Source organism: Mesorhizobium sp. P2_B11 (assembly GCF_056404855.1).
The window spans coordinates 193,490-217,317 of the sequence record NZ_JBFUDF010000001.1; the positions used below are offsets into that span (position 1 = coordinate 193,490).

Genomic DNA, 23,828 nt, shown 5'->3' on the forward strand with positions numbered 1-23,828 from the left:
TGACGGCTTACCGGCATGTAAGCCCTTGCATATAGGCATCGCGTGCTTGGCAAGCAAAGCAAATGCCAGCATGAATGATTTCAGGAAAAGCGGCCGCAACGTGCCGCTCGATTCTGGGCGGGGCATCGGACCATTTCATGCGCATGAAGTCATTTGCAATCGTCGCTGCACTTGCGTTGTCGACCGCGATCTCGGGTTGCAGCACGATCGGCTCGCAGCTCTTCAGCAACAACTACGGTTCGGTGAACGATGCAGGCTATCAGCTGCCGCGCATCCCGATCGAGAAGGTGCCGCTGAAGTATCACCGGCAGGAGGTGAACTACGACACCTCTGAAAAGCCGGGCACGATCATCGTCGATACCCAGAACAAGTTTCTCTACTTCGTCGAAGGCGACGGCCGGGCGATCCGCTACGGCATCGGCGTCGGCCGCGAAGGTTTTGAATGGCACGGCACCGCCCGCATCGCGCTGAAGCGCGAATGGCCGACCTGGACCCCGCCGCGGCAGATGATCCAGCGCCAGCCGGAACTGGCCAAGTTTGCCAGCGGCATGGAGCCGGGCCTGAAGAATCCGCTCGGCGCGCGCGCCATGTACCTTTTCAACAAGGGCGGCGACATGGGCTACCGCCTGCACGGCAGCCCGGAATGGAATTCGATCGGCAAGGCGATGTCGTCGGGCTGCATCCGGCTGATGAACCAGGACATCATCGACCTCTACGACCGCACGTCGGTCGGCGCCAAGGTCATTGTGATGTGAGACCATGATCGCGAAAACTGGATACCGGTTTTCGGGAAAGGTCATGGTCAACTAAAAGTTTTATGACGCGGACCGTCTAGGCAACAACGGACGTCCCAAACAGAAAACCGGGCAATTCGGCCCGGTTTTTTGTTGCTCGCTCGAATGGACGAAGGGGTCTTAAGAGACCTGCTCGACCTGCTGCACTTCCGGCACGAAATGCCGAAGCAGGTTCTGGATGCCGTGCTTCAACGTCGCCGTCGACGACGGGCAGCCGGCGCAGGCGCCCTTCATGTGCAGGAACACGGTGCCGTTTTCGAAGCCGCGGAAGGTGATGTCGCCGCCATCCTGGGCAACCGCCGGGCGCACGCGGGTGTCGAGCAGTTCCTTGATGGTGATGACCAGTTCCTCGTCGGCCTTGTCGTAGAATTCGCCGGTCTGGCTGGTCTCGGCGGCAGGGCCGGCATTGACCATGACGGGCGCGCCCGACATGAAATGCTCCATAATGGCGCCCAGGATGGCCGGCTTCAGGTGCTGCCAGTCGGGGCCGTCCTTGGTCACGGTGATGAAGTCATAGCCGAAGAACACGCCAGTGACGCCGGGGATTTCGAACAGCCGGCCGGCCAGCGGCGAGGCGCTCGCTGCACTGTCGGCATCGCGGAAATCCGCGGTGCCTTCAACAAGCACTTCCTTGCCGGGCAGGAATTTCAACGTTGCCGGGTTCGGCGTCGATTCGGTCTGGATGAACATGGCTATCTCCAGGCCCTTAAGGGCCGATAGTTTGGAATAATTCTAAATAGGCTCTATCGGCTGGACATTCAAGCGAAACGCGTCGCTGGAAATGGCTGGCTGGCGGAATGTTTTTGCTGGCTGGGGAAATGAATCCCGGGCGGGCGTCAGGCGAGGCTGTCGATCTCCTCGTCCGACAGATTCTGCGGCACCACTGTGACCGGAATAGGGAAGGCGGCGCCCTTGCCGGCGACAGCGCCGACCAGCGGTCCGGGCCCTTCCTTGCCGGCGCCTGCCGCCAGCACCAGAATGGCGATGTCCTGGTCTTCCTCGATCAGCTTATGGATCTCCTCGGTCGGCTTGCCTTCGCGCACCACCATTTCGGGCTCGATGCCGAGCTTCTGGCGCACCTTGTTGGCATAGCCGTCGAGCGCCGCCCGCGCCGTGGCATTGGCTTCCTCGCGCATGATCTTCTCGACACCCAGCCAGTGCTGAAAATCGTCCGGCGTGATGATGTAGAGCAGCACCAGCGTGCCGCTGGTGCTCTGCGCCCGTTTCGACGCGTAGGCGACGGCGCGCTCGCACTCCGGCGTGTCGTCGATGATCGTCAGGAATTTCCTGCGATGGCCGGCTTCGCGACTGAGGCGTTTGGAGACCATGTCTATCTACTCGATGCTATTTCGGCCGCAATCTGCCACCACGGCAGACCGGCGGCAAGCCGCCGGCCTTGTGCCAGTGTGGTGCAGTGCACTGTGATGGTTGGGCTTAGCCCTGCAGCAGGCCGATAATGTCGCGCACAGTCTTCATCGTGGTCTCGGCCAGCACGCCGGCGCGTTCGCCGCCATCCTTCAGCACCGCATCGACATAGGCGCGGTCGCCCTCGATGCGGCGCATCTCGCCGGCTATCGGCGCCAGTTTTTCCACGGCAAGGTCGGCCAGCGCCGGCTTGAACACGGAAAACTGCTGGCCGCCGAACTCCTTGAGTACGTCGGCCTTCGACATCTCGGCCAGCCCGGCATAGATGCCGACCAGGTTTTCCGCTTCCGGGCGGCTTTCCAGTCCGTCGACCTCGCTCGGCAAGGCTTCCGGATCGGTCTTGGCCTTGCGGATCTTCTTCGAGATGGTGTCGGCATCGTCGGTGAGATTGATGCGCGACAGGTCGGACGGATCCGACTTCGACATTTTCTTGGAGCCGTCGCGCAGGCTCATGATGCGCGCCGCCGGGCCGCCGATCACCGGCTCGGTGATCGGGAAAAAGCCGTTCACGGTCTCTTCGCCGACCTGCATCTCGACGCCGACGCCAAGGCTGGCGATGCGGCTCGAAAAGTCGTTGTTGAATTTTTGCGCGATGTCGCGGGTCAGCTCCAGATGCTGCTTCTGGTCCTCGCCCACCGGCACATGGGTCGCGCGATAGAGCAGGATGTCGGCTGCCATCAGCGAGGGATAGGCGAGCAGGCCCAGCGAAGCATTCTCGCGGTCCTTGCCGGCCTTGTCCTTGAACTGCGTCATCTTGTTCATCCAGCCGATGCGCGCCACGCAGTTGAAGATCCAGGCAAGCTCGGCATGCTGCATCACCCGCGACTGGTTGAAGACGATGTGCTTCGTCGGGTCGATGCCGGAGGCGAGGAAGGCGGCTGTGATCGAGCGGGTCTGGTCGGCGAGATCGTCATGGACGAGCTGTGCCGTCAGCGAGTGCAGGTCGACGACGCAGTAGATGCAGTCGGACGTATCCTGCAGCGCAACGAATTTCTTGATGGCGCCGAGATAGTTGCCGAGATGCAGATTGCCGGTCGGCTGGACGCCGGAAAAGACGAGCTGTTTGAAGGCGGTCATTTTTGTTCCCTTGGCTTGTGGAGGGCCGTTTCGCGCGCGGCGAAAGTCTTTCGACGGCGCGCTTATGGACGAGAGCGGCCTTGCGATCAAGACCGGTGTTTGCCGTCGGGCTGCCCCGACTACTCGTCCAGTTCGGTGTTTGCGGCGGGTGGGGTTGCCTTGCCCGAGCCGCGTTTCACATTGCGGCGGATCATGCCGAAATCGGCGCCGCCAGTGGCAAAGGCGGTGACGAAATAGAGCAACGCGCCGCCGGCGACCAGCGCCAGCAGCGTCGTCGCCTTGATCACAAGTGGCGAGCCGGGGCCGAGCCTGACGGCCAGCCAATGCTCGGCGAAATAGAGCGCCGCTGCCATCACTGCCGCCGACAGCACCAGCCGGGGAATGCGCTTCAACAACGGCACGTCGCGGCCCCAATGGCCGCGGCGGATTAGCACCGCAAGCAGCATCACCGCATTGACCCAGCCGGCGACGGCCGAGGCCACGGCAATGCCGGGTGCACCCATCTTCGGAAACAGCGTCAGCGCGGTGGCGACATTCACGCCGACCGAGATGGCGGCGAACATCATTGGCGTGCGCGTATCCTCGCGGGCGAAATAGCCGGGGGTGAAGGCCTTGATCAGCACGAAGGCCGGCAGGCCGAGGCCGAAGATCGCCAGGATCGCGGCCACCGTCGGCGTGGAATGGTTGGCGGCAAAGGCGCCGCGCTCATAGACCAGCCGCACGATCGGCTCCGACATGACCCAGAGGGCGGCCGCCGCCGGCAAGGTCATGAACAGCGTGAACTCGACCGAGCGGTTCTGCAGATTGGCAGCCTCGACCAGATTGCCGGACTTCAGCGCCCGCGACAGTTCCGGCAACAGCACGATCGCCACTGCGACGCCGACGACGCCGAGCGGCAGCTGGTAGATGCGGTCGGCATAGGCGAGTGACGACACGGCGCTGTCCTGCGCCGAGGCGATCGCCGTGCCGATCAGCTGGTTGATCTGTGTGATGCCGCCGGTGATCGCCGCCGGCAGCGCCAGGATCAGCAGCCGCTTGACGTTGGGCGTCATCTTCGGCCGGCGAAAGCCGATTGCGATGCCGGCATTGCGCACCGCGATCCAGACGATGGCGAGCTGCACCAGCCCCGCCGCCAGCACGCCCCAGGACAGGCTGAAGCCGACTTCGCGCGCATCCATGCCGTGGTACCAGGCATAGCCGAGCACGCTGATCAGGATGATGTTGAGGAAAGCGGGTGCGACGGCTGCCGCGAAATAGCGGCGCAGTGAATTCAGCATGCCGGCCATCATCGCCGCGAGCGACATGCAGATGAGATACGGGAACATGATCGTCGCAAGCAGGACGGTCGTCTCGAACTTGCCCGGCGTGTCGGCAAAGCCCGGCGCCACCAGATAGCGCACGATCAGCGGCATCGCCAGTTCCATGGCGATGGTCAGCGCCAGCAGCGCCGAGAACAGCACGCCGAACACTTCCTCCGAAAAGCGCTTGGCGCCGTCGGTGCCATGCGTCTCGATCTCCTTGGCAAACAGCGGCACGAAGGCGGCGTTGAACGCGCCTTCGGCAAACAGCCGGCGAAACGTGTTGGGAAACTGGAAGGCGGCGTTGAAGGCGTCCGCCACCGGCCCGGTGCCGAGGGCGGCCGCCATCAGCATTTCGCGGCCAAAGCCGAGCGCGCGGCTCATCAGCGTGCCGGACGCAACGGTGGCGAATTTCTTGACGAGGCTCATGCGCGCGGAGATTGCCTGAATGATTGGGAGAAAGGGGGTGATTGGGACAAAGTGAAGGTCACTCGGCCGCCGCCTTGGCCTTGCCGCCGCGCTCGGGGCCAATGCCCTCAAGGGCCGCGATCAGCCTGGTGTGGATGGCAGCGGTGCGCGCCGGGTTGTCGATCTTCTGTCCGGTCAGGTCGGTGACGTAGAAAGTGTCGATGACCTTCTCGCCGAAGGTGGTGATGTGGGCCGAGGCGATGTCGAGCGAAAGATCCGACAACGCGCTGGTGATCTCCGACAACAGGCCCGGCCGATCCAGCCCCTCGACCTCGATCACCGAGAAGCGGTTCGACAGCGTGTTGCGGATTTCGGCGCGCGGCGGAATCTTGAACACCTTGGCGCCGCGCCTTGGCCTGGTGCGCTTCTCGATCATTTCCGGCAGCCAGCTCTTGCCCGACAGCACGTCCTCGATCAGCCGGCCGACGCGCTCGGCGCGGCGGCGCTCGTCCTCGTCGCGGTCGAACTCCCGGGAGATCAGGATGATGTCCAGGGCGCGGCCGTCGGACGTGGTGAAGATCTGCGCGTCGACGATGTTGCCGCCGGCCCCCGCACAGGCGCCGGCAATGACCGAAAGCAGGCGCGGATGGTCCTGCGCCAAAACGGTGATCTCGGTCACCGCTTCGAACTGGTGGGTCCTGACCACAGTAGCGAGCTTCTTGCCCGCCGCGTCCGCCTCGCGGATGAATTCGGCATGGCGCAGCTGGTCGGCAAGATCGACGGTCAACAGGTAATTCTCATAATGCAGGCCGACATAGCGCTTGCGCGCCTTGTCCGGCCAGTCGGCCAGCGCCTCGGCCAGACGCTCGCGTGATGCCGCCGTGCGCTGGGCGCGCGACACTTCCGAAAAGCCGCCGGTCAACAACAGTTCGGTCTCGTAGTAGAGCGTGCGCAGGAGCTGGCCTTTCCAGCCGTTCCAGACGCCCGGTCCGACGCCTCTGATGTCGCAGACGGTAAGGATCAGCAGCATCTTCAGCCGTTCGACAGACTGCACGATCGCGGCGAAATCCTCGATCGTCTTGCGGTCGTTGAGGTCGCGGGTTTGCGCCGTCATCGACATGACGAGATGGTTCTCGACCAGCCAGGCGACGGTCTCGGTGTCGGCGGCCGACAGCCCCATATGCGGGCAGATGCGCCGCGCGATCCGGGCGCCGGCTTCGGAGTGATCCTCCGGCCTGCCCTTGGCGATGTCGTGCAGCAGCACGGCGACATAGAGTGCCTCGCGGCTCTTCTTCAGCCCCGGCATCAGCGTGTGGGACAGCGGATGCACCTTCTCGCCGTCGCCGCGCTCGATCTCGGCCAAAACGCCGATGCAGCGGATCAGGTGCTCGTCCACCGTATAGTGGTGGTACATCGAGAACTGCATCATGGCGACGATCTTGCCGAAGTCGGGGATCAGCTTGCCGAGCAGGCCGGCCTCGTTCATGCGCCGCAGATTGAGCTCGGCATTGCGGTCCGAGGTCAGGATGTCGAGAAACAGCCGGTTCGCCTCCTCGTCACGCCGCAGCGACTTGTTGACGAGACCGAGCGAACGGGTCAGCAGCTTCAGTGCATCGGGGTGGAATTCCAGCCCGTGCTTGTCGGCGAACCAGAACAGCCTGAGCAGATTGACCGGGTCGCGCTCGAACACCGTGTCGTCGGCGACGTTGATACGATGGTTGTCGACGATGAAGTCCGACGTGCCGGCCAGCTTGCGCTTGCGGCGCTGGAAGGTGAGGAAGATGCGGTTGAAGCCCGGCACGTGCTTGGCCTGCTCTTCTTCGAGCGCGGCGCAGAAGATGCGGGTGAGATCACCGACATCCTTGGCGACGAGAAAGTAGTGCTTCATGAAGCGCTCGACCGCCGACAGGCCGGGATGGGTGGTGTAACCGAGACGCTCGGCGATTTCGCGCTGGATGTCGAAATGCAGCCGCTCCTCGGGCTTGCCGGTGAGGAAATGCATGTGGCAGCGCACCGCCCACAGAAAGTCCTCGGCCTTGAGGAATTCCCTGTATTCGGCCTCGGTGAAAACGGCCTTGTCGACCAATTCCTCGCCGGTGCGCACGCGGTAAAAGTATTTGGCGATCCAGAACAGCGTCTGCAAATCGCGCAGGCCGCCCTTGCCGTCCTTGACGTTGGGCTCGACCAGATAGCGGCTTTCGCCGGCCTTGGCATGGCGCTCGTCGCGCTCGGCGAGCTTGGCCTGCACATATTCCGGCCCGGTGGTGCGCACCACTTCATGGTCGAAGCGGGTCAGCAGCTCGTCAAAGAGCTTTTGCTCGCCCCACAGGAACCGCGCTTCCAGGATCGAGGTGCGGATGGTGATGTCGCTGCGCGACAGCCTCAGGCACTCGTCGATGTTGCGGGTGGCGTGGCCGACCTTCAGTCCGAGGTCCCACAGCATATAGAGCATGTATTCGACGATCTGTTCGCCCCACGGCGTCTGCTTGTAGGGCAGCAGGAACAGCAGATCGATGTCGGAGCCCGGCGCCAGCGTGCCGCGGCCGTAGCCGCCGACGGCAACGACAGCCATGCGCTCGGCGGTCGACGGGTTTTTCACCCGATAGACATGGGTCGCGGCGAACTCGTAGAGGGCGCGGATGATTTCGTCCATGAGGTGCGACAGCCGGGCGGCGCAGGCCGCGCCGCTGCCATCGTCCATCAGCATGCGCTCGGCGACCTTGCGGCCCTCGGTCAGCCGACCCTTGAGCAGCTTGAGCGCGTCGACGCGTGCGCCGGGCGCAGCACCGTTGCCGGCTGAGGCCGCGGTCAGCGCCGTCATCTCGCGGCGCAGGGCGTCGCTGTCGATCAGCTCGTCGAGTTTGAGGGAGATTTTTGCCATAAGTTGCCGGTTGGCCTCGCCTTTCGGCGGCGTCTATAGCGCGTTTTCACGGCGCTGTGTATGGGGCCGACGGACGCGCCGGCCGCGATACTTGAACGGAATGACCTTCTCCTGCCGGAGCCGGAAGAGATCGACGATCTGCCGCGCCAGCCGCCTGGTCTCGATCTGGACCCTGGCGGTGATCGGCTTGTGGCGCCGTTCACCCATCCCGCTTGCGGCCCATTCCTCTTCGCGCTCCTGCTTGAGCAGGCTCGGCAATTGCACTGGTCCATCGCCAAGGAACTGAGCCTGCAGGCACAAAGCCGGCACAAGCTGATAAATTATGTCGCGGGAAGAGGTCGCAAAACGCGGATTGAAGATGAGTTGATCGACGGGAATGGCGATGTCATTCGTCGCCTCGATGAGGTCTCGGGAGGCCTGTCTCGACAGGATGTACCCGGCCGTGCCGATATGGACGGCGTACAGCCTGCTCGCAGAAAAACCGTGGCCACAGGCAAGCTGCTTGCGTGAAATCACGGTTCGATTGAAGAATGTTTCCAGCTTGACGATGTCCGCGTCGGCGGGAATCCAACCCACATCGGCAAGCAAAGCGCCGGCATTGTCAGCGAAGACGACATCGTCCTCGAAGATGGCGCCATAGGCGTCATCGCCTGCCGCAATCATCGACCAGCATTGTTTGTGGCTGAGCAGGCAAGCGATCTCGCCGTCAGCCATACGCAACTGCTTCTTGCCCTGCGGCATTTCGGCCAGATCCGGCCGATCGCGCGCGTCGATGGCGGCGACCCGTTCAAAGGCAACCCCTATGCGGGCGAACTCGGCCGTCACATGGGCGAGGCGGTCGCGGGAGCGATCGAGATTGATAACCAGGCATTTCATTCAGGTGGGATCGATGCAGTGGATGAGGGTGGTCGCGTCCATAACATAGGAACGAAACTGCGTAAGCGATTTTCCCTCGATGCCGTCAGATGGCGGCCTTGATCAAAAAGTCTAAATCGCCCCTTGACCTTCCAGTTACTGGAAGCACTACCTCCGCATCCAGACAGACATGAAGGCATTTATTCGATGGCGCATTCCGAGCTCACCACCACGCGCACGCTGCCGATGGCAGCTGCTGTGTGCCAAAGGCTGCGGCGCCAGCCGCTGAGGCTGTGATTCGCGATCCCGTCTGCGGCATGAGCGTCGATCCGGCCGCAGGCAAGCCGACGGCCGAACATGGCGGCCGCCTCTTTCACTTTTGCAGCGCGGGTTGCCGCGCTAAATTCGTCGCCGAGCCGGAAAAATACCTGACCGCCATCGATCCGGTCTGCGGCATGAGCGTCGATCGCGCCACCGCAAAACATTTCTTCCGCCACGAAGGGCAGGGTTTCTATTTCTGCTCGGCCGGCTGCAGAGCGAAGTTCGAGGCGGAGCCGCAAAACTATCTCGGCGACAGGCCGGCGCCAGAACCAATGCCGAAAGGCACGCAATACACCTGCCCGATGCACCCCGAAGTGATCAGAGACAAGCCCGGCTCCTGCCCGATCTGCGGCATGGCGCTGGAGCCGATGGGCGTACCCACCGGCGACGAGGGCCCGAACCCGGAGCTGGTCGACTTCACCAGGCGGTTCTGGGTCAGCGCTATTTTGTCCGTGCCACTGCTGATCGTCGCCATGGCGCCGATGCTCGGGCTCACCTTCCAGGCCTTTGTCGACGAGCGCACGATGGTCTGGCTGGAACTGGCGCTGGCCAGTCCGGTCGTGCTGTGGGCGGCTTACCCGTTCTTCCACCGCGGCTGGGATTCGCTGGTCAACCGCAGTCCCAACATGTGGACGCTGATTTCGCTCGGCGTGGGCGCTGCCTATCTCTACAGCGTCGTCGCCACGCTGTTTCCGGATATCTTCCCGCATCAGTTCCGCGGTCACGGCGGCACCGTGCCGGTCTATTTCGAGGCCGCCGCAGTCATCGTCGCGCTGGTGTTCCTCGGCCAGGTCCTCGAATTGCGGGCGCGTGAAAAGACCGGCTCGGCCATCCGCGCGCTGCTCGACCTCGCGCCGAAGACGGCGCGACTGATCGGTGCGGACGGCTCCGAGACCGACGTGCCGCTCGATGCGGTCAAGGCCGGCGACCGGCTGCGCATCCGCCCGGGCGATGCCGTACCGGTCGACGGCATCGTGCTTGAGGGTCGCTCCTCGGTCGACGAATCGATGATCTCGGGCGAGCCGCTGCCGGTCGAAAAGACCGACGGCGATGCCTTGACCGGCGGCACGCTCAACAAAAACGGCTCGCTGATCATGCGCGCTGAAAAGGTTGGCGCCGAGACCACCCTTTCGCGTATCGTCGAACTGGTGGCCAAGGCGCAGCGCTCGCGTGCGCCGATTCAAGGGTTGGCCGACCGCGTCTCCTTCTACTTCGTGCCTGCCGTCGTGCTGGTCGCGCTTGCCGCCTTCGCCGCCTGGGCGGTCTTCGGCCCCGAGCCCAGCCTGATCTTCGCCATCGTCTCGGCGGTCTCGGTGCTGATCATCGCCTGTCCCTGCGCGCTCGGCCTGGCGACGCCGATGTCGATCATGACCGCCACCGGGCGCGGGGCGCATGCCGGCGTGCTGATCAAGGAAGCCGCCGCGCTCGAGCGCTTTGCCTCCGTCGATACGTTGATCGTCGACAAGACGGGCACCTTGACCGAAGGCAAGCCTCGGCTAACCGATGTCATCGCTGCCGAAGGCCTGTCGGAGAATGAATTGCTGGCGCTCGCCGCCGGCCTGGAAAAAGGTTCGGAGCATCCGCTGGCCGAGGCGATTGTCGGCGGCGCCGGTGAGCGTGGCCTGACGCTCAGTGAGGCCAGCGGCTTCGAAGCCGTCACCGGCAAGGGCGTCTCCGGCACGGTTTCGGGCAGGAAGGTCGCGCTCGGCAACGCCGCCATGATGGCCGATCTCGGCATCGATACCGCCTCCCTGTCGGCCAAAGCCGAGGTGCTGCAGGCCGGGGGCAAGACCGCGATGTTCGTTGCGGTGGACAAAAAGCTGGCCGGCATCGTCGCCGTCGCCGATCCGGTCAAGGCAACCACCGTGGAGGCGATCCGGGCGCTGCACGACAGGGGCTTGAGGATCATCATGGCGACCGGCGACAATGAGCGCACGGCGCGCGCCATCGCCAAAAGCCTCGGCATCGACGACGTGCGCGCCGGCCTGCTGCCGGAGCAGAAGGCTGCCCTTGTCGAGGAATTGCGCGCCAAAGGCGCCGGCGTTGCCATGGCCGGCGATGGCGTCAACGACGCCCCCGCACTTGCCGCCGCCGATGTCGGCATCGCCATGGGCACCGGCGCCGATGTCGCGGTCGAGAGCGCCGGTATCACGCTCGTCAAAGGCGATCTCAACGGCATCGTTCGGGCGCGAACGCTCGCCCAGGCGACGATCGGCAACATCCGCCAGAACCTGTTCTTCGCCTTCCTCTACAACGTGCTCGGCGTGCCGGTCGCCGCCGGCGTGCTCTATCCGCTGACCGGTACGTTGTTGTCGCCCATGCTGGCGGCGGCGGCGATGAGCCTGTCTTCGGTTTCGGTCATCGCCAACGCATTGCGGCTCAGGACATTGAAACTCTGAACTCAACCCCCAAATACGAAATCCAATCAACAGGAGATCATGGATGACCTTGGCTAAAAAGATCGTGCTTTTGCTGATGGCCGCAGGAATGCTGCTTGCCGTTTTCCTCGAAAGCGTCCCGGCGCAGTCCGAGGAGGTGAAACATGACATGGGCGCGATGGCGACAGACGCGACCAGTCCGTCGACCGAAGGCTACAAAGCGGCGATGGACAAGATGCATTCCGACATGATGGCCTCGCAATATACCGGCAATGCCGATGTCGATTTCGTGCGCGGCATGATCCCGCATCATCGGGGCGCGATCGACATGGCCAAGGTGGAGCTCGCCAACGGCAAGGATCCTGAAATCCGCAAGCTGGCCGAAGGCGTCATCGCCGCCCAGGAAGCCGAGATCAAGCAAATGCAGACCTGGCTCGCCGCTCATCCGGTCAAGTAGGGCGGCAGCTGCCGTGCAGGAGAGATCCCTTCTGGATTTCTCCCCGCGCCTGTGATGCCATGCGCATCCTTCGCCACATCAGCAATTCCAGGACAAGCGCAAGCGGTTTTCCGTCCGGAATTGCGTAAACAAAGATAGAGCCTCTATGCCCACGACGATCAGAACCACCACGCTGCCTTCGGGCGAAGCCGTCCAGGTGCTGGGGCAAGGCACATGGAAGATGGGTGAGGATTCCCGCCGCCGTACCGGCGAGGTCAACGCCCTGAAGCTCGGGCTGGACCTCGGCATGACACTGATCGACACCGCCGAAATGTATGCCAGCGGCGGCGCCGAGGAGGTGGTGGCGGAAGCCATCGCCGGACGCCGCGACGAGCTGTTTCTCGTCTCCAAGGTGCTGCCGTCCAACGCCTCGCGAAGCGGCGTGGCGCGGGCCTGCGAAAACAGCCTGAAGCGCCTGCGCACCGACCGCATCGATCTCTATCTCCTGCACTGGCCGGGCAGCGTACCTCTGTCTGAAACCGTCGAGGCTTTCGAAGCGCTGAAAAAGGCCGGCAAGATCCGCCATTGGGGCGTCAGCAATTTCGACACCGACGAGATGGAGGAGCTGACCGGGCTGCGCTCGGGCGGCAATGTCCAGACCAACCAGGTGCTCTACAATCTGTCGCGGCGCGGCCCCGAATTCGACCTTGAGCCATGGAGCCGGCAGCGCGGTATCCCGCTGATGGCCTATTCGCCGGTCGAGCAGGGCGCGCTGGCGCGCAATGCCAGGCTGGAGGCCATTGCCGCACGCCACAACGCCACCGCAGCACAGATAGCGCTGGCGTGGGTGGTGGCGCAGCCGGGTGTCATCGCCATCCCGAAGGCCAGCAGCCAGGAGCATGTCCGCCAGAATGTCGCCGCGCTCGACATCAAGCTGACGGCTGAAGACCTCGCTGAACTCGACCGTGCCTTCCCGCCGCCGACCCGCAAGCGCGGTTTGGAGATGATCTAGATTGGAACGAAGTTCAGTCGGGCCTCGTCACACCACCTACAAAATTGGAGCCATGGCGGTCACGTCACTGCGCGACGGCTATGTCGGCATGCCGGTCCGACGACTACGCCAGCCCGGAGACCGGCCATTCGGCGATGATCTGCCCTCGCAGGTGTCTCTCGTTGACGGCGCGCTCAGGCTGTCGGTCAACGCCTTTGCGATCGATGACGGCGATGACATAACGCTGATCGACACGGGCTCCTCGAACGCCTGGCACCCGACAATGGGGCATCTGCCCGAGGCCCTGCGCGAGGCGAAGATCGCCATCGATCGGATACGGACAGTTGCCTTCACCCACACCCATCTCGACCATATACACGGGCTGATCCTTGCCGATGGCCGGGATGGCTTCCCGCAACTCTCGCGCCTGCTTGTCCCGCGTGCTGAGCTCGGCATGTTTCGCGAGGTGGCGAGGCTGAAACGCTTCCACGACCGCGCCCAGCCTCTCGACGCTGGGCAGCGCCTTGACGCGCATATCGATACGATCGCCACCCCTGGCCATGAAGCCGGCCACACATGCTTTCGCGTTGTCAGCGGGGGCGAAACGCTGTTGATCTGGGGCGACATCGTGCATGTGCCGTCGCTTCAGTTCGACCGCCCGGAGATTGCGTGGGAGTTCGACGCCGACCAGGAACAGGCACGGGCAAGCCGGCTGCAGATCCTGGCGCTTGCAGCCGACAACGACTGCTACGTCGCCGGCGCGCATCTCGATTCACCGGGCATAGGTCGGGTTTCCCGCGCCGAAACAGGCTTCCGCTTCGAGCCCTTGTAGTTAGCCAAGCGCCGCCCGCGCCCGTTGCAGCGCGCGCGAAAACACCGCCGTGTCGTCGAAGGCGCGCGCCAGTGTGAGTGCGCCCTGGATGGCGCCGACCGTCTCTTCGGCGAGTTCTCCCGCTTTGGCCGGACTGTGTCCGGTGTGGGCCAGTGCTTCCGAGAGATGCGCCACCCAGCGGCCGAAATAGCTTTTGATCGCCTTGGCGAAGAGATCGCGGGACTCGTCCAGCGCAAAGGCGCCGATCAGGCAGACCCGGCGGCCTGAGCGGAAATAGCTGTCGGTCGCCTCCAGCATGCGCTCGATGCCGGCTTGCGGGTTCGCCCTATCCTGTAACGGTATGAAGACATTCTCCTCGAACCAGCCGTCAATATGGGCAATCACAGCCGCTGCCATCTCCTCCTTCCCGCCGGGAAAGAAGTGATAGAGGCTGCCTTTGCCCAAGCCGGTCGCCGCGCCGATCAGCGCCAGGCTGGCGCCTTCATAGCCATGCTCGCGAAAGACCTCGCCGATGACGGAGAGCAGATCGGCGCGCTCGGGCGCGATCCTGCGCATGTGCTTGGTTAAAGGCCGAGTTCGGTCAGGCCCGGATGGTCGTCGGGCCGGCGGCCGAGCGGCCAGTGATATTTGCGCTCGGCCTCGGCAATAGGCAGGTCATTGATGCTGGCGATGCGCCGACGCATCAGCCCGGCGGCGTCGAACTCCCAGTTCTCATTGCCATAGGAGCGGAACCAGTGGCCGCTGTCGTCGCGCCATTCATAGGCAAAGCGCACCGCGATGCGGTTGTCGTTCCAGGTCCAGACCTCCTTGATCAGCCGGTAATCGAGCTCGCGCGCCCATTTGCGCTTGAGGAAGCCGACGATCTCGCTGCGGCCGGAAACAAACTCGGCGCGGTTACGCCAGGTGCTGTCCTCGGTATAGGCGAGCGAAACGCGTTCGGCGTCGCGGCTGTTCCAGGCGTCTTCGGCCATACGCGCCTTTTGCGCGGCGGTCTCGGCGGTAAAGGGCGGCAGCGGCGGACGGCTCATATCATTCTCCCATCGGCAAAGGCGATGAGAGGTATTGTACCAATCGGTACAATAGAATCAAGGCCGGATCGAACTACGGTTTTCCCGCCAGTCCTTTCAGCTTGTAGAGAGCTTCGAGCGCCTCGCGCGGCGTCATCTCATCCGGGTTGATCTCGCCAAGTGCAGCGCCCAGTGCGTCGCTCGTCACAGGCTTTGGTGCTTCCCGCTTCATTGCCACCGAAAACAGCGGCAGATCGTCGACCAGCCGGTTGGCTTTGCCGGAGACTTCGCCTTCCTCAAGCTGGTGCAGCACCTCTTTGGCGCGGCCGACCACCGCTTCCGGCAGGCCGGCGAGACGTGCCACCTGCACGCCGTAGGAACGGTCGGCGGCACCTTTGCCGACCTCGTGCAGAAAAACCACGTCGCCTTCCCATTCCTTGACCCGCATGGTGACATTGTGGAGCCGCGGCAGCTTGCCGGACAGCGCCGTCATTTCGTGGAAATGGGTGGCGAAGATCGCCCGGCAGCGGTTCTTCTCATGCAGATATTCGACTGCCGCCCAGGCGATCGACAGACCGTCGAAAGTGGCGGTGCCGCGGCCGATCTCGTCCAGGATCACCAGCGCCCGTTCGCCGGCCTGGTTGAGGATCGCCGCCGTCTCGACCATCTCGACCATGAAGGTCGAGCGGCCGCGCGCCAGATCGTCCGAGGCGCCGACGCGCGAGAACAGCCGGTCGACGACGCCAATATGGGCCGATGTCGCCGGGACGAACGAGCCGGTCTGGGCGAGGATGGCGATCAGCGCGTTTTGCCGCAGGAACGTCGATTTACCGCCCATGTTGGGACCGGTCAGCAGCCAGATCGCGCCAGCCTTGGCGCCGCCTTGCGGCGACAGATCGCAATCATTGGCGACGAACGGCCCTTCGCCCGAGCGACGCAGCGCCTGTTCCACCACGGGATGGCGTCCGCATGAAATATCGAAGGCAAGGCTGGCATCGACCAGCGGCCGGCACCAGGCTTCGCTCTCCGACAACAGCGCAAGCGCTGCCGACACGTCGAGCACGGCGAGTGCATCCGCGCCGGCGCGGATCGCCTGTGCTTCGCCGACCGCCTCGGCCGTCAGCGTGTCGAAAGCGGCGAGCTCGATGCTCAGCGCCCGGTCGGCGGCATTGGCGATCTTGGTCTCGAGCTCGGCAAGCTCGGTCGTGGTGAAGCGCATCGCGTTGGCCATGGTCTGGCGATGGATGAAGCGCGCCTTGGCGCCATCGCTGCCGGTCATGATCGAATGGTGGTTGGCGGTCACCTCGATGTAATAACCCAACACATTGTTGTGCCGGATTTTCAGCGAGCGGATGCCGGTCTCCTCGATCAGCGAGCGCTCCAGCCCGGCAATCACCTTGCGCGATTCATCACGCAGCGCCCGCATTTCGTCGAGTTCGGCATGGTAATCGCCGCGCACGAAGCCGCCGTCGCGCCGAAGTAGTGGCAGTTCATCGCCGAGTGCCTGCATCAGGTGCTGGGCAAGCGCGGCAGGCAACGCTTGGATAGCAGCAAGTGCTTCCGCCAATTCATGGGGCAAGGTGGTGGTGGCGAAGATTTCGGCAATTGCGCCGGCCGCCTCGAAACCGGCGCGCAGCGCGCCGAGGTCGCGCGGCCCGCCACGGTTGAGCGCCAGCCGCGACAACGCCCGCGGCATGTCGGCAACGCTTTTCAGGCTTGACCGTACCGCCTGGCAGAGCCGTGTCTCGGCGCGGAAGAACGACACCGAATCGAGCCTGGCGGCAATCGCCGCAGGATCGGTCAGCGGCGCCATCAGCCGGTCGGCCAAGAGCCTTGCGCCGCCGCCGGTCACCGTTCGGTCGATCGCCTTGAACAGCGAGCCGTCGCGGCTGCCCGACAGCGTGCGCAACAGCTCCAGATTGCCGCGCGTCGCCGGATCGATGAACAGCGTCGATCCCTGCTCTTCGCGCTCGGGACGTGACAGTGGCGGCCGCTCGGCTTTCTGCGTCTTTTCAACATAGGCGATGGCGCCGGAGATCGCCGACAATTCGGCGCGCGAGAAGGCGCCGAAACTGTCCGGCGTCGCCACTTCGAAGAAACGCGCGATGCGCCCTGCCGCCGAGGCCGAATCGAACAGCGAAGGCGGCTGTGGGCTGGCAACACGGCCGATGACGTCGAACACAGGCTTCAACTCGGGATCGTAAAACACCGGCTCGGCGACGATCAGCTCGCGCGGGTCGACGCGGAAGACATCGGCCAGCAGCCGGTCGGCCGTGGTCTCGGCAACGCGGAAGACGCCGGTCGAGATCTCGATCCAGGCGAGTGCAAAGGCGTGATCGCTGCTGCCGCCCTTCACCCGTCCCAGCGCCATCAGGAAACTCGATTCCGACGGCGCCAGCAATTTGTCCTCGGTGATGGTGCCGGGCGTCACCAGCCGCACGACGTCGCGGCGCACCACCGATTTGCCGCCGCGCTTCCTGGCTTCCGCCGGGTCCTCGATCTGCTCGCAGACGGCAACGCGGAATCCTTGCCCGATCAGCTTCTGCAGATAGTCGTCGGCCGCATGCACCGGCACGCCGCACATCGGGATGTCGTTGCCCTGGTGCTTGCCGCGCTTTGTCAAAACGATGCCCAACGCACGGCTGGCCTTCTCGGCGTCGTCGAAGAACAGCTCGTAGAAATCGCCCATGCGATAAAACAGCAGCGAATCCGGGTTCGCCGCCTTGATCTCGATATACTGCTCCATCATCGGCGTGGCGCCGACGGTGGGGGCAGGCGGTGTCACCTCGGGGGCGTCGGTTTCTGCTGAAGTGTGCATGTTCATGCCGGCACGCTAGCAGATGTGGCCGGGCGGTTTAATGCCGGCTGCTTCGAAAACAGGGGACGACTTGGCTTCAGTGACGGCTTGCGGCGAGTCTGTGCCCCCGCCAACTTGACCTTGCCCGAGTTCGAGATTTTGCGCGGCCGGTGTGAAGATCGCTTGGCGGTTTACAGCGCTGGCGTGTAGCCTTAATCCGGAAGGTCAAAAACACGCGCCCGTCTCAAGGGTCCGGCACCGGCGAGGAAATCAAGAGCATCATGGCCAAGAAAACCGAAAACAGCGGCCCGTCCGTCAGCGCCCAGGAGGCGCTGGAATTCCACGCCATGGGCCGCCCTGGCAAGCTGGAGGTCGTCGCCACCAAGCCGATGGCGACGCAGCGCGATTTGAGCCTCGCCTATTCGCCTGGCGTCGCGGTTCCGGTCTTGGCCATCGCCGAGGACCCCAGCCGTGCCTTCGATTATACCACGCGCGGCAACATGGTCGCTGTCATCTCCAACGGCACCGCCATTCTCGGCCTTGGCAATCTCGGTGCGCTGGCCTCCAAGCCGGTGATGGAAGGCAAGGCGGTGCTGTTCAAGCGTTTCGCCGATGTCGATTCCATCGATCTCGAGGTCGATACCGAGGATGCCGACGAGTTCATCAATTGCGTGCGCTTCCTCGGTCCGTCCTTCGGCGGCATCAACCTCGAGGACATCAAGGCGCCGGAATGCTTCATCATCGAGCAGCGGCTGCGCGAGCTGATGGACATCCCGGTCTTCCATGACGACCAGCACGGCACCGCCATCATCTCCGCCGCCGGATTGATCAACGCGCTGGAAATCACCGGCCGCGACATGAAGACCACGAAAATGGTCTGCAACGGCGCCGGTGCCGCCGGCATCGCCTGCATCGAGCTGATGAAGGCGATGGGCTTTGCGCCGGAAAACATCATCCTGTGCGACACCAAGGGTGTGGTCTTCCAGGGCCGCACCGAAGGCATGAACCAGTGGAAATCGGCGCATGCGGTCAAGACCGACACGCGCAGCCTGGCCGAGGCGCTGGATGGTGCCGATGTCTTCCTCGGCCTGTCGGCCAAGGGCGCGTTGACCACCAAGATGGTGCAGTCGATGGCCAAGAACCCGATCATCTTCGCCATGGCCAATCCCGATCCGGAGATCACGCCGGAGGAAGTGGCCGAGATTCGCACCGACGCCATCATGGCCACCGGGCGTTCCGACTATCCGAACCAGGTCAACAATGTGCTGGGCTTCCCCTACATCTTCCGCGGCGCGCTGGATGTCAGGGCCACCACCATCAATGACGACATGAAGATTGCCGCGGCCCGGGCGCTGGCCGAACTGGCGCGCAAGGACGTGCCCGACGATGTCGCGGCCGCCTACCAAGGCAACCGGCCGAAGTTCGGCCCCAACTACATCATTCCGGTGCCGTTCGATCCGCGTCTGATCTCGGCCATCCCGCTCGCGGTGGCCAAGGCGGCGATGGAGTCGGGCGTCGCCCGCAAGCCAATCCTCGATCTCGACCGCTATGCGCAGGAGCTGTCCGCCCGCCGCGACCCGATCGCCTCCACCTTGCAGCGCATCTACGACCGCGTGCGCCGCCAGCCCAAGCGCATCGTCTTTGCCGAGGGCGAGGAGGAGCAGGTGATGCGCGCCGCCGTCTCCTATGTGAACCAGAAGCTTGGCACCGCAATCCTGCTCGGCCGCGACGACATCATCAAGGAGAATGCCAGGCACGCCGGCATCGACCTCAACAAGCAAGGCATCGAGATCATCAATGCCCGCCTGTCGCGCCGCAACGGCATCTACACCGACTTTCTCTATGAGCGCATGCAGCGCAAAGGCTTCCTGTTTCGTGACTGCCAGCGGCTGATCAACAATGATCGCAACCATTTTGCCGCTTGCATGGTGGCGCTGGGCGATGCCGACGGCATTGTCACCGGTGTCACCCGCAACTATTCGACCGCGCTCGACGACATCCGCCGCATCATCGACGCCAAGCCCGGCCACCGCGTCATCGGCGTGTCGATCGTGCTGGCGCGGGGCAAAACGGTGCTCGTCGCCGACACCGCCGTGCACGACATGCCCAATGCCGAGCAGATCGCCGACATCGCCGAGGAGGCGGCCGGTTTCGCCCGCCGCATGGGCTATGAGCCGCGCCTCGCCATGCTCGCCTATTCCACCTTCGGCCATCCGCAGGGCGAGCGTTCCGAGCGCGTCCAGGAAGCCGTGCGCATCCTCGACAAACGCCGCGTCGATTTCGAGTACGACGGCGAAATGGCCGCCGATGTCGCGCTCAATGCGCGCGCCATGGCGCAGTATCCGTTCATCAGGCTGACTGGCCCTGCCAATGTGCTGATCATGCCGGCGTTCCACTCGGCTTCGATCTCGACCAAGATGCTGCAGGAACTCGGCGGCTCGACCGTCATCGGCCCGCTGCTGGTTGGATTGAACAAGCCGGTGCAGATCGTTTCGCTGAACGCCAAGGACAGCGATATCGTCAACATGGCCGCGATTGCGGCCTACACGGCAAGCAATTGAGGGAGTGGTGCGCATACGAGCGCCCACCCCATAAGAGATTGATAATACTCAGCTGATATAAAACCCCTCTTGCCGACTTGCCGTAACGGCATCAACGGCGCGCTCAGACCGCTAACTTGGGGGTGCGGCCATGCAGCATGACGGGGTTTCTGCATCCGAGGTTGGCCAGGGGGGCTACCACGACGAGCGGCTGGACGCGCTGCTCAGCATCACCGGCCGCATGGACGGCTACCTTTACCGTTGCCGCAACGATGCGTCCTACACGATGCTCTATATCAGCGATGGCATCTTCACCGTCAGCGGCTACCGGCCGAGCGATTTCATCCACAACGCGGTGCGCGACTATGTCTCGGCCATCCACCCGGACGATCTCGCCGCCGTCTATGCCGCCGTCGACACGGCGATCGAGGCGCGCTGCAACTGGAACGTCGATTACCGCATCGTGCCGCAGGTCGGCGAGCCGCTCTGGGTTCGAGAGATCGGTGGCGGCGTCTGGGACGAGGCTGGCGAACTCGAATTCCTCGAAGGCTTCGTCGTCGACATCAGCGACCGCAAGGTCGTCGAGGATCTCAATGCCGAGCTGCTTTTGGAGCTCAAGGCCGCCAATGAGGAGCTCTCGGCGCAAAAGCGCGAGATCGAGCTCGCCAAACAGCAGAGCGACCATTCGGCTAACCACGATGCGCTGACCGACCTGCCCAACCGGCGCGCCTTCCACAACGAACTGAAATCGGTGATCGACCGTTGCGCCGGCTCCGGCGATGCGGCCGGCCTGTTGTTCATCGACCTCGACCGGTTCAAGGAGGTCAACGACACGCTCGGCCACGAGGCCGGCGATGCGTTGCTGCAGCGCGTGTCGGACAAGCTACGCGCCATCCTGCGCAGCGCTGATTTCGTCGCGCGCCTTGGCGGCGACGAGTTCGCCTTTCTGTTTTCGGGGAACGCGGATCAGGCCAGGGCGAAGGCCGTGCGCGTGGCGGAGCGCGTGCTTGAGCGGCTGCGCATCAAGGTTCCCGCTCCGGGTGGCGACATCCATGTCGGCTGCACTGTCGGCGTTGCGGTCTATCCGACGGAGGCTGCCGATCCGGACGCGCTGGTCGCGCTTGCCGACCGGCTCATGTACATCGGCAAGAAAAGCGGTCGCGACCGGCTGGTCACCACCGACGCTTTGGGGTCCGAAGCCGGCGAGCTTCGCCAGTCCGCCTGAGCGAAGCGCTTATCGCGACGAAACAGCAACCCCCGGTACTCGAATGAAAAAGGCCCGCAGCGACGTGCTGCGGGCCTTTTTGTCGAGACAGGTCGATCAGAACGAGCGCTGGAAGCGGAGAATGCCGCCGACGTTGCTCTTCTTGGTGGCCTTGGTCCAGTTGTTGAAGTCGGCATCGCCGAACTTGCCGGCATTAAGGTAATCGACTTCAGCCGTGACCGTAAAGCCGGGCACAACGGTATAGGCAACGTTTGCAGCGATGCCGAGGTTCTTCCAGTCGTCATAAGACACCTGGGCGTTGAACGCGGTCTTTTCGTTGAACTTATAGGTGCCGCCGCCCCAGATTGCCCAGTTGCCGCCCCACTGCTTGTAGAAGCCGCGGCCGTGAGCATCGAAAGCGTTGCCCGCGTCGTCTGTGAGGTTATCGTCCGTACCATAGCCGCCCATGACGAACAGCGTGAACTCCTTGCTGACGTTGACGTCCAAACGGACCTTGCCCGCCACTTCCTCGTAGTTGCTATCATAGGAGATGACGCCCGTGACCGCGCCCCAGTCGCCCTTGTACTTCAAGCCGCCGACGACATGCGGAACATAGCTGTCGATCGTGTGGAAGCCCGCGCCTTCTTCGAGCGAGATCACGCCCGAGAAGCCGCTGCCTGCGTCGAAGTAGTACTGGACGACATTGCTCTCCTGCCCGCCGTAGGGGACCAGCGTATCCTGGATGACGGAGCCGGCATAGTTGGTGAACGTATCGAAAGCCGTGTCGTCCTTACCGACGCGCAGGCCACCGAGCTGGATATAGGCGTAGCGCAGCGAGACGGTGGCGGCATTGCCAGCCGCATTGATGTCGCCGCCAGGGCCATCCGCACCGACATCAGCCTGACGGTTGCCGAAGTTGAAGCGGGTCTCGGTGTAGGTCTTCAAGGTGCCGAGTTCGGTTTCCTGGCCGGTCCAGGTCTTCAGCGTGAAGCGGGCGTTCTTGCGCCAGGTGTCGTTGCTGTTGCCATCCTGGTGGTCGTCGCTGGTCGCGCCGTCGAACGAGCCGACGTCGCCGCCGCCGATGTCGTAGCGGATATAACCGCCGATGCGCAGGCAGGTCTCGGTGCCGGGGATGTAGAAATAGCCGGCGCCGTAGACGTCGCAGATCTTGACGTATTCGGCCGGTTCCGGCTCGGCGACGACGACCGCGTCGGCGGCGCGCGCGCCCGAAACTGCGATCAGGGCCGCAGCGGAGCCGAGAAGAAGGCTCTTGATGTTCATTTTCTTGAATCTCCAGTCAAAGGTTCAAATTCAGGTCGGACACGGCGCTTGGGCCTGCCGCTTCACCCCATATTGAAAGCCGCGCATCGCGCCGTGCTCTCGCCTTCGACATGGCCTATGCAGCGGCGGCGATCAACAGAGATTGTGTCCCAAAAGCGGCTTTCCGACTCTTCAAAAAGTATTGTTGCGCAATTATCACGTCATATATTTGACAATATGGCACAATTGGCACAATCGGTACATAAGAGACGGAGATACATGGGAATATGTGGCGAGATATGCCCTGAAAATTCGATTATGACTGTTTTGTGAAATGAATTTAACTGGCTTAGTAACGCGAGGCGTGATCAGCCGGTCGTTCCCGATCGGAGCGGTAATCAGGCCGGCGAAAAATCGCGCGCGGCCGACACGACGTCTTGCACCATGTCCTGCTTGAGCATCTCGATCGGGATGCGGCCGCCCAGTTCCGGGGCGGCGCGGTTCAGCCAGAACCAGGCAAGCCTCGGATTGGCGATCGCCGACAGCACCTCGCTGATTCCTGCAGCCGGCCTGCCGTCGACGAACTGGGCCAGCGGGAAGACATGCTTGCGGCCGCCTTTGCGCAGCGCAATGACTTCGCTGCGCCTTTGCCAGCGATGCAATGTCGAGCGCGGGATGCGAAGCTTCTCTTCCAGATAGGTCGACCCGGCGACCTCGCCGGCCCAGTCCTCGATCAGCATCGACTGAACCATCCGCTCTCTGGGCAGGAGAGGGGCGGGCTTGTCTGGATCGCCCGCGGGAGCTGGCTCGTCAACCGCGCCAACATTGCTGGTCGTCGTGCCTCGGCGCGCTGCCTTGTCCGCTATCGACTGGACGAATTCGGTGGCGAGCGTGGTCCATTCGCCCTTGATGGTCTCGATGGCAAACCGTTGCGTCTGCGAAAGGAAAGTCAGGCCGGCGGCGACGCTGCCCGCAATAGCGCTGGCTGAGGCCAGTGCCTGGGTATCCAAAGTGATGCCGTGCTGAACCAGCGCCTGCTGAACCGCCTCGGCCACCAGGCCTGCCAGCGCTTCTTGCGAGATCCCGTCCGTCGGGTTTTGAAATCTGGTCATGCATCTGTCTTGCTGGCCACGCGCTCTCCTCCCAGGCTGCGGCCGGTTGTTGAAACGGGCTACAGTGGAAAGCGGAAAACGCAGTAACGACAGACGCAGCGACCTGACCGGTTGCTGTCTTGCATTTTGACACCCCAACTGTCTGTGGGGCGCCTCGAAATGTCAGTCGCGAGACGCCTCACTGTGCGTGTAGGTCTGCTCTGTGACAAGCG

At 63.6% G+C, this 23,828-nt stretch carries 18 protein-coding genes; 7 read left to right on the forward strand and 11 right to left on the reverse strand.

The window, feature by feature from the left end; translation table 11 throughout:
- Positions 1 to 137: 137 nt before the first annotated feature.
- Entirely contained in the window at positions 138 to 755 is a 618-nt protein-coding gene (locus tag AC1DYJ_RS00855; RefSeq protein ID WP_477279134.1) for a L,D-transpeptidase, read from the forward strand.
- A gap of 159 nt (positions 756 to 914) precedes the next feature.
- Here AC1DYJ_RS00855 and AC1DYJ_RS00860 read toward each other — a convergent pair whose 3' ends face one another.
- From AC1DYJ_RS00860 to AC1DYJ_RS00885, 6 genes are all read right to left on the reverse strand, one after another.
- On the reverse strand, positions 915 to 1,484 hold the full coding sequence (locus AC1DYJ_RS00860; RefSeq protein WP_112560600.1) for a NifU family protein: 570 nt from the start codon (positions 1,482 to 1,484) through the stop codon (positions 915 to 917).
- Positions 1,485 to 1,630: 146 nt separating this feature from the next.
- Complete coding sequence (locus AC1DYJ_RS00865) at positions 1,631 to 2,122, reverse strand: universal stress protein (protein ID WP_023672856.1); 492 nt, start codon at positions 2,120 to 2,122, stop codon at positions 1,631 to 1,633.
- Between the two features lie 106 nt (positions 2,123 to 2,228).
- Positions 2,229 to 3,296: a tryptophan--tRNA ligase gene (gene trpS, locus AC1DYJ_RS00870; protein WP_477259171.1), complete on the reverse strand. Its 1,068-nt coding sequence runs from the start codon at positions 3,294 to 3,296 to the stop codon at positions 2,229 to 2,231.
- Between the two features lie 119 nt (positions 3,297 to 3,415).
- Entirely contained in the window at positions 3,416 to 5,023 is a 1,608-nt protein-coding gene (gene murJ, locus AC1DYJ_RS00875) for a murein biosynthesis integral membrane protein MurJ (RefSeq protein WP_477279136.1), read from the reverse strand.
- 58 nt (positions 5,024 to 5,081) lie between these two features.
- Complete coding sequence (locus AC1DYJ_RS00880) at positions 5,082 to 7,883, reverse strand: [protein-PII] uridylyltransferase (RefSeq protein ID WP_477279138.1); 2,802 nt, start codon at positions 7,881 to 7,883, stop codon at positions 5,082 to 5,084.
- A gap of 33 nt (positions 7,884 to 7,916) precedes the next feature.
- Positions 7,917 to 8,759 carry a glycosyltransferase family 25 protein gene (locus AC1DYJ_RS00885; RefSeq protein ID WP_477279140.1) on the reverse strand — a complete coding sequence of 281 codons (843 nt, stop codon included), beginning with the start codon at positions 8,757 to 8,759 and terminating at the stop codon, positions 7,917 to 7,919.
- Between the two features lie 296 nt (positions 8,760 to 9,055).
- On the opposite strand from AC1DYJ_RS00885, the gene AC1DYJ_RS00890 reads away from it, so the two are divergent.
- The 4 genes from AC1DYJ_RS00890 (at position 9,056) to AC1DYJ_RS00905 (ending at position 13,696) form a co-directional block, all read left to right on the forward strand.
- Complete coding sequence (locus tag AC1DYJ_RS00890) at positions 9,056 to 11,458, forward strand: heavy metal translocating P-type ATPase (RefSeq protein WP_477279141.1); 2,403 nt, start codon at positions 9,056 to 9,058, stop codon at positions 11,456 to 11,458.
- A 43-nt stretch (positions 11,459 to 11,501) separates the two neighbouring features.
- The gene (copM, locus tag AC1DYJ_RS00895; RefSeq protein WP_477279143.1) at positions 11,502 to 11,894 is read left to right on the forward strand and encodes a CopM family metallochaperone; all 393 of its coding nucleotides are present in this window, start codon (positions 11,502 to 11,504) and stop codon (positions 11,892 to 11,894) included.
- A gap of 145 nt (positions 11,895 to 12,039) precedes the next feature.
- Positions 12,040 to 12,885 carry an aldo/keto reductase gene (locus AC1DYJ_RS00900; protein ID WP_477279145.1) on the forward strand — a complete coding sequence of 282 codons (846 nt, stop codon included), beginning with the start codon at positions 12,040 to 12,042 and terminating at the stop codon, positions 12,883 to 12,885.
- A 52-nt stretch (positions 12,886 to 12,937) separates the two neighbouring features.
- Positions 12,938 to 13,696, forward strand: a complete 759-nt coding sequence (locus AC1DYJ_RS00905) for an MBL fold metallo-hydrolase (protein ID WP_477279147.1) — start codon at positions 12,938 to 12,940, stop codon at positions 13,694 to 13,696.
- On the opposite strand, the gene AC1DYJ_RS00910 is transcribed toward AC1DYJ_RS00905, so the two are convergent.
- The 3 genes from AC1DYJ_RS00910 to mutS all read right to left on the reverse strand — a co-directional run bounded on the left by AC1DYJ_RS00910 (position 13,697) and on the right by mutS (position 17,527).
- Positions 13,697 to 14,251, reverse strand: coding sequence for a TetR/AcrR family transcriptional regulator (locus tag AC1DYJ_RS00910; protein ID WP_477279149.1), 555 nt, complete (start codon positions 14,249 to 14,251; stop codon positions 13,697 to 13,699).
- Positions 14,252 to 14,259: 8 nt separating this feature from the next.
- Entirely contained in the window at positions 14,260 to 14,724 is a 465-nt protein-coding gene (locus tag AC1DYJ_RS00915; protein WP_477279151.1) for a nuclear transport factor 2 family protein, read from the reverse strand.
- Between the two features lie 73 nt (positions 14,725 to 14,797).
- The gene (gene mutS / locus AC1DYJ_RS00920; protein WP_477279153.1) at positions 14,798 to 17,527 is read right to left on the reverse strand and encodes a DNA mismatch repair protein MutS; all 2,730 of its coding nucleotides are present in this window, start codon (positions 17,525 to 17,527) and stop codon (positions 14,798 to 14,800) included.
- Positions 17,528 to 17,781: 254 nt separating this feature from the next.
- Between mutS and AC1DYJ_RS00925 the strand changes: the two genes are divergently transcribed.
- Positions 17,782 to 20,061: an NADP-dependent malic enzyme gene (locus tag AC1DYJ_RS00925; RefSeq protein WP_477279155.1), complete on the forward strand. Its 2,280-nt coding sequence runs from the start codon at positions 17,782 to 17,784 to the stop codon at positions 20,059 to 20,061.
- Positions 20,062 to 20,191: 130 nt separating this feature from the next.
- Positions 20,192 to 21,265, forward strand: coding sequence for a diguanylate cyclase domain-containing protein (locus AC1DYJ_RS00930; RefSeq protein ID WP_477279157.1), 1,074 nt, complete (start codon positions 20,192 to 20,194; stop codon positions 21,263 to 21,265).
- Between the two features lie 96 nt (positions 21,266 to 21,361).
- On the opposite strand, the gene AC1DYJ_RS00935 is transcribed toward AC1DYJ_RS00930, so the two are convergent.
- Positions 21,362 to 22,525 (reverse strand): porin, encoded by a 1,164-nt coding sequence (locus tag AC1DYJ_RS00935; protein WP_477425906.1) that lies wholly within the window; start codon positions 22,523 to 22,525, stop codon positions 21,362 to 21,364.
- Between the two features lie 377 nt (positions 22,526 to 22,902).
- Positions 22,903 to 23,616, reverse strand: coding sequence for an antitoxin Xre/MbcA/ParS-like domain-containing protein (locus AC1DYJ_RS00940; protein ID WP_477279161.1), 714 nt, complete (start codon positions 23,614 to 23,616; stop codon positions 22,903 to 22,905).
- Positions 23,617 to 23,828: the final 212 nt, after the last annotated feature.